The following is a 1,351-nucleotide window of genomic DNA, read 5'->3' on the forward strand; positions in this document are numbered from 1 at the left end:
AATATGCCGGAGATGCCTAATAGCTTCGAGCAAGCAACTGAGTTGGGCCCCCCCAGATCAGGTCAGAAAAAATTGACCTCGACGCCGTTTGACGCCGAGGCCGGAAGAGGGACCGTTCTGCCTTTTTGTCGTTGAGACATCGAGGCTAGATCGAGAGAAATATGAGCTCCGCAACCCGTTAGGGCATTGATGCTCATCGGAAGAGTGTAACGAACACAGTGCAAATGTCTACGAAATTATCAAGATGATTTTTTATGTTCGAATGTAGAATTCTTGCTCGAGTGTGTTAAGTATCTGCGCCATGAGCAAGTTGGCCTCCATCTTTGAGCTTCGGTCGATCCTTCGCCAGATGGAGAAGGACGTTGGCCTTGATGGTCTTAGTTCGACAGAGAAAGACGTTCTGCTGGCTGCACATAGCCTGACAGAGAGGCCAGGCGATGTAATTGAGTCCGATCAGATAAGAAATCATGAATTCATAGAGGGAAAGCCGCCAGCAACATTTCATCGGGCTATGCGAAAACTACTGGAACTGGGGTTGCTAAAGCGCGCCGACGGTTACAAATCAAAGCGGTATGTCGTAAGGGCAGAGGTACTGGACAAGTAGCCCTTCGCCACAGTGTTGGGCGCTGCTGCCTTGGCCTTTCCCGACTTGCAGCATCTTAATTTCCCAGAGAACCGGATATTACGCTCTCTCATGGTGCACCATCCGAAGATCGCAAGTTATCTGCAATTCTTTGTCATCGTAGTCCTGACATATGTTCTTGCACATGGTGCAACTGCATACCTGATCACGCCTATACAGGGCCGCTTTTTCCCAGAGATCACTATCTTCGCAAGTCTGATGTATCTTCCGCACGGGGTTCGAGTACTTGCGACCTGGATGATGGGTTGGAAGGCTTTTCCACCACTTTTTGCAGGGGCAGTTCTGTCGGAATATCTCTTTACGCCAAGTGAAGTATCGTCCCTTCTTCAACTCGCCATACTGGAATCTTGGGTTGTTGGAGCGATCGCTGCTCTCGTGGCGTTTGAACTGGCGAGGGCCTTTGGTTGGGACCTCTATGCGGGTCGGAGAAGAAGCCTTAGCTGGAAATCAATTCTGCTTGTCGGAGTTGGGGCTTCGCTCATCAACTCTGTGGGTCAATCATTGGTATTTTCGGGGCTCATCATTCCAGAGGATACGGTTGCTGTGTTTGCTACCTATGCTGTCGGTGACATTATTGGTCTGTTTGTATGCATGTGGCTACTGATGCTGGTGTTCAGGTGGATAAGACTGTCCGGACAACAAAGTTGATTCTTCAGTAGCAAAAGTACGGTCACCTTCTGCATTAGCTCCCACCACCTCCGGCATATC

Annotated in this window: 2 protein-coding genes; both read left to right on the plus strand. The window is 49.7% G+C overall.

Annotated elements, in window-relative coordinates:
- The first annotated feature begins 301 nt into the window (after window positions 1-301).
- Window positions 302-604 (plus strand): hypothetical protein, encoded by a 303-nt coding sequence (locus AB2B41_RS23265; protein ID WP_367880213.1) that lies wholly within the window; start codon window positions 302-304, stop codon window positions 602-604.
- A gap of 30 nt (window positions 605-634) precedes the next feature.
- Entirely contained in the window at window positions 635-1,291 is a 657-nt protein-coding gene (locus AB2B41_RS23270) for a hypothetical protein (protein ID WP_367880214.1), read from the plus strand.
- Window positions 1,292-1,351: the final 60 nt, after the last annotated feature.

Origin of the sequence: Sulfitobacter sediminis, assembly GCF_040811725.1 — a bacterium.
GTDB classification, from domain to species: domain Bacteria; phylum Pseudomonadota; class Alphaproteobacteria; order Rhodobacterales; family Rhodobacteraceae; genus Sulfitobacter; species Sulfitobacter sediminis.